This is a genomic window from Streptomyces alkaliphilus, assembly GCF_014141535.1.
Classification (GTDB): domain Bacteria; phylum Actinomycetota; class Actinomycetes; order Streptomycetales; family Streptomycetaceae; genus Streptomyces; species Streptomyces alkaliphilus.
The window spans coordinates 1-4610 of sequence record NZ_VKHT01000376.1 but is presented as its reverse complement, the minus strand read 5'-3'; the positions used below and the strand labels follow the sequence as shown (position 1 = coordinate 4610).

The window sequence follows — 4610 nt, the reverse complement described above, 5'->3', positions numbered from 1 at the left end:
CCCCTGGACCAGCCTCTTGTCCGACCTGTCCGTCGCCCCGGTCACGGTGAAGTTCCCCCACCGTTCCCGCCGCGGCATCCTCCTCGGTCTCTCCCTCCCCCAACTCCTCCTCGTCTCGTGCGCGTTGGCCCTGCTGCTGGTGACGGTGATCTCCGCCGGTCTCCTCGGCGCGCTGGCGCTGGCCCCCGTGTGGGCGGTCGTCGCCGCCCTGGTCGCGATCCGCCGCCACGGCCGATCCCTGATCGAATGGGCGCCGATCGTCGCCCGGTACGCCTACCGGCGCCGCACCGGTCACACCCTGTGGCTCGGCCGACCGGTCACCCGCCCGCGCCGGGACGGCGCACTGCACCTGCCCGGCACCGCGGCCTCCCTGAAGGTCGTCACCCCCGGCGACTCCGCCAACGCCGCGGCGGCCCTGCACGACCCGCACCGGCGGACCCTGACCACCGTCGCCCGCGTCTCCTCCCGCGCGTTCGCGCTGCTCGACCCGGCCACCCAGAACACCAACGTCAACGGCTGGGGGCGCGCGCTGGCCGGTGCCGCCCGCACCGGACACGTCGCCTGCGTCCAGGTCCTGGAACGCACCGTCCCCGACTCCGGCGACGGCCTCACCCGCCACTGGACCCGCCACGGCCGGCCACAGGCGCCGGTCGCCGGGCAGGTCTACTCCGAACTGGTCGCCTCCGCCGGGCCCGCCGCCGCTCCCCACGAGACCTACCTGGCGATCTCCCTGGATCTCAGGGCCGCCAAACGGCTCATCTCCCAGGCGGGCGGCGGACTTCCGGGCGCCTTCACCGTCATGGCGCAGACCACCGCCTCCGTCGCCCAGGCCGCGCGCGACGCCGGGCTGGTGGTCACCGGGTGGCTGACCGCCCGCGAGATCGCCGCGCTCGTGCGCACCGCCTACGATCCGCGTTCCCTGGCCGCCCTCCAACAGTGGTCCGCGACCGGCCGGGCCGAGGCAGATTCGGCGGCGGCCGGACCGGTGGTCCAGGTCGAGGAGTACGACCGGCTGGCCACCGATACCGCCCGCCACGCCACCTACTGGGTGGAGAACTGGCCCCGCACCGAGATGGGCGCCGGTTTCCTGCACGGGCTGATGTTCAGCGCGGGGGTTCGGCGCAGCCTCTCGCTGCTGTACGTGCCGCAGAGCCTGGAGGCCGCGCTGCGGGACGTCCAGCGGAAGAAGGCCGCGATCATCGCCGACGCCAACGAACGCGCCCGCCGCGGTCAGGTCGACAGCGAGGAGGACTCCGTCGAGTACGCCGACGTCAAGGCCCGCGAGCGTCAACTCATCGCCGGCCACGCCGATGTCGCGCTGACCGGTCTGGTCACCGTTACCGCCGACACCGACGCCCTCCTCGACGCCGCCTGCGCGCAGATCGAGACCGCCGCGGTCACCGCGGGCGTGGACCTGCGCCGGCTCAACTACCAGCAGCCCGACGCCTTCCTCCTCGGCGCCCTGCCGTTGGCCCGCATCGCCCTGTGACCCCGCCCCCGCCCGGCGGCGGGGTTCGCGCGATGGCAGAGCCCGCCCCCGCGCCTTCCCTGGCGTGCCCGTGCTGCTCGCCGTCCTGCTGACCCTCGGCTGTTCCGGCTCCGGTCCCGCCGGTGAGACCTCCCCGGGGGAACGACCCGACGGCACCCCGGCCGCCCCCGCCGACGGGACCGCCGGGGACGCCGGGGACGCCGGGGACGCCGGGGACGAATCGATCGTGGTGGACGCGGAGCTGTGGGTGGATCCGCGCAGCCCCGCCGCCCGGCAGATCGCCGAATGGCGGGCCGAGGGCCGCGAGGAGGACGCCGAGACCCTCCGCCTGCTGGCCGAACAACCGCTCGCCGAGTGGCCGCCCGGAGAGGGTGCCGACCCCGGGCCGCGGATCCGGGAGGTGGCGCGCGCCGCGGGCGAGCAGGAGCGCACGGCGGTGTTCGTCGCCTACAACGTCCCCCACCGCGACTGCGGCCAGTACTCGCGTGGTGGCGCGGTGGACCTGGACGCGTACCGCTCCTGGATCGGCTCCTTCGCCGACAACATCGGCGACGCCGAGGCGATCGTCATCCTGGAGCCGGACGCCGTGCCGCACATCGTGGACGGCTGCACCGCGCCCATCCACCACGAGGAGCGGTACGCCGCGATGTCGGAGGCGGTGGACCGGCTCGGGGAACTGCCGCGCACCCGGGTCTACATCGACGCCGGCAACCCCAGCTGGATCACCGATCCCGCCGACCTGGTGGTGCCGCTGCACCGGGCCGGGGTCGGCCGGGCGGACGGCTTCGCGCTGAACGTCTCCAACTACCGTCCCACCGAGGAGGTCGTCGCCTACGGCCGGGAGCTGTCCGCGCTGCTGGACGGCGCCCACTTCGTCGTGGACACCAGCCGCAACGGCAACGGCCCGCTGGAGAACGGCGATCCGGCGCAGGCGTGGTGCAATCCTCCCGGCCGGGCCCTGGGCACCCCGCCCACCACGGAGACCGGCGATCCGCTGATCGACGCCCACCTGTGGATCAAACGACCGGGCGAGTCCGACGGCGAGTGCCGGGGCGGGCCGCCGGCCGGGGAGTGGTGGCCGGAGTACGCGCTGGAGCTGGCCCGCGGCGCCCGTTCCTGACCGCCGGGGCCGGGGGCGGGCGCCTCGCGGGCGGCCGCCCCCGGCCCCGATCAGGACCAGCGGAAGAAACGGGCCGCCACGGCGCCCGCGAGGACCGTCCCCCCGAGCAGCGCGAACAGGTGCCCCGCCGCGACGGGCGTGCCGACCCACGCCGCTCCCAGCACCTCCACCGAGGCCCCGAAGGGGAGGAACTCCCCGACGGTCGCGAGAGCGTCCGGCAGGTTCTCCCGGGGGCCGAACATCCCTCCACCGGCTCCCATGCCGAGGAAGAGCACCAGCCCGATCGCGACGGCGGCGTTGGTGGTCGGGGCGATCGCCGCCACGAGCGTCCCCACCGCGTACAGCGCCGCGAGCACCGGCACCAGCAGGGCCACCGCGCGCAACGGAGCCGCCGGCGGGGTCGCGTCGAAGACCGTCACGGCGACCCCGATGGCCACAGCGACCCCGAGAAGCGCCTGGATCACACCCACCACCGCCTGCGCCACCAGCACCATCACCGGGTGGGCGGGAGTGACGCCCAGGCGGCGCAGGACGCCGGAGCGCCGGTGATGGGCGAGGAAGCTCGGTAGGTTCACCACCCCGACCATCGCCACCACCACGGTGAGGGTGAGCGGGAGGACGTACACGTCGAACACCGTGCGTCCGCCGGTGCCCGGGATCTCCTCCTCCCCACCGCTTCCGAGGCCGTTCATGACGAGGATCAACAGTGGCAGGCCGAGCGGGACGACCAGGCCGGCGGTGTCGCGGACCACCATCCGGGCCTCGGCCCCGATCAGCGCGAGCCAGGCCCGGGGGCCGGGGCGGAGCGGGGCGATCGCCGTGCCGGTCGGGGCGTCCTGCCCTCCGTCGGTGGGACGGTCGGTGGTCACCGGTCCTCCTCCTCGGGGTTCGGGGCGGGTGCGTCGGAGAGCGGGCGGCCGGTGAGGGCCAGGAAGGCGTCGTCCAGACCCGGCCGCTCCTCGCGGGTCTCCACCGTGACGACCCCGGCGCGGACCAGGGCCGTACCCACCGTCCGGAGTGGATCGCCCTCCCCCGTGACCGTCAGCCGCTCCCCCGTCACCTCGACCGAGGAGATCCCCGGCAGCCGCTCCAGCGTCGCGATCGTCCCCGGATCGAGCGGTTCGGCGGTGCGCCACCGCACCCGACGACCGGGACAGGTCCGCTTCACCAGTCCCTTTGGGGAGTCCCGGGCGACGACCCGACCCCGGTCGAGCACCACCACCCGGTCGCAGAGCCGGTCGACCTCCTCCATCAGGTGGCTCACCAGCAGCACGGCGGTGCCGTCCGCCCGCAGCCGTTCGACCAGCGCCCACACCTCGCGGCGGGCGCGGGGGTCCAGGCCGGTGGTCAGCTCGTCCAGCAGCGCCACCCGGGGCGCGCCGATCAGGGCCACCGCGATCGACAGCCGTTGGGCCTGCCCGCCGGAGAGCTTCTCGAACCGGGTGGCGGCCTGCTCCTCCAGCCCCAGCGCCGTGATCATCCGATCGGGGTCGTGACCGTCGGGGTGGAAGGAACGGTGCAGGCGCACCAGTTCCCGCACGGTCAGCGAGGAGTGCAGGGCGCTCGCCTGCAACTGCGCGCCGAGCACCCGGCGCAGCCGCGCGCGGTCCCGGCGCGGATCGAGGCCGAGCACCCGGGTCGTGCCCCGGTCGGGCGCGAGCAGGCCCGCCACCGTCTCCACGACCGTGGTCTTCCCCGCCCCGTTGGGCCCCAGGAGCCCGACGATCTCCCCCGGGTCGACGGTCAGGTCGATGCCGTCCGCGGCCGTCCTCGTCCCGTACCGGACGGTCAGGTCGCGGACCTCGATGGCGTGCACGGCTCCTCCTCGACGGGCTTTCGGGGCGACCGGGGCCCCGACGACCCACGGGGCCGCCGGGATCCCCCGTGGCCTCCATGCTGGTTCGCGACCCCCGCCCTCCGCCCGTGCCGATGGTCGTGATCACCGCCCATGACTTCCGGCACGGGTGGGGGCCACCGGGGCTCCCTACGAGGGGGGGATGC

General features: G+C 75.1%; 4 protein-coding genes. 2 read left to right on the top strand and 2 right to left on the bottom strand.

From position 1 onward, the window contains the following. The first annotated feature begins 16 nt into the window (after nucleotides 1-16). Together FNQ90_RS13310 and FNQ90_RS13305 are read left to right on the top strand one after the other, a co-directional pair. Nucleotides 17-1489: an SCO6880 family protein gene (locus tag FNQ90_RS13310; protein ID WP_182606573.1), complete on the top strand. Its 1473-nt coding sequence runs from the start codon at nucleotides 17-19 to the stop codon at nucleotides 1487-1489. A 70-nt stretch (nucleotides 1490-1559) separates the two neighbouring features. Beyond that, nucleotides 1560-2609: a glycoside hydrolase family 6 protein gene (locus tag FNQ90_RS13305; RefSeq protein ID WP_323379936.1), complete on the top strand. Its 1050-nt coding sequence runs from the start codon at nucleotides 1560-1562 to the stop codon at nucleotides 2607-2609. A gap of 50 nt (nucleotides 2610-2659) precedes the next feature. Here the strand turns inward: FNQ90_RS13305 and FNQ90_RS13300 are convergent, their stop codons facing one another. Continuing rightward, nucleotides 2660-3478: an ABC transporter permease gene (locus FNQ90_RS13300; protein ID WP_323379935.1), complete on the bottom strand. Its 819-nt coding sequence runs from the start codon at nucleotides 3476-3478 to the stop codon at nucleotides 2660-2662. After that, nucleotides 3475-4425 carry an ABC transporter ATP-binding protein gene (locus FNQ90_RS13295; RefSeq protein ID WP_182606572.1) on the bottom strand — a complete coding sequence of 317 codons (951 nt, stop codon included), beginning with the start codon at nucleotides 4423-4425 and terminating at the stop codon, nucleotides 3475-3477. Before FNQ90_RS13295 ends, FNQ90_RS13300 begins: the two co-directional genes overlap by 4 nt. Nucleotides 4426-4610 lie beyond the last annotated feature (185 nt).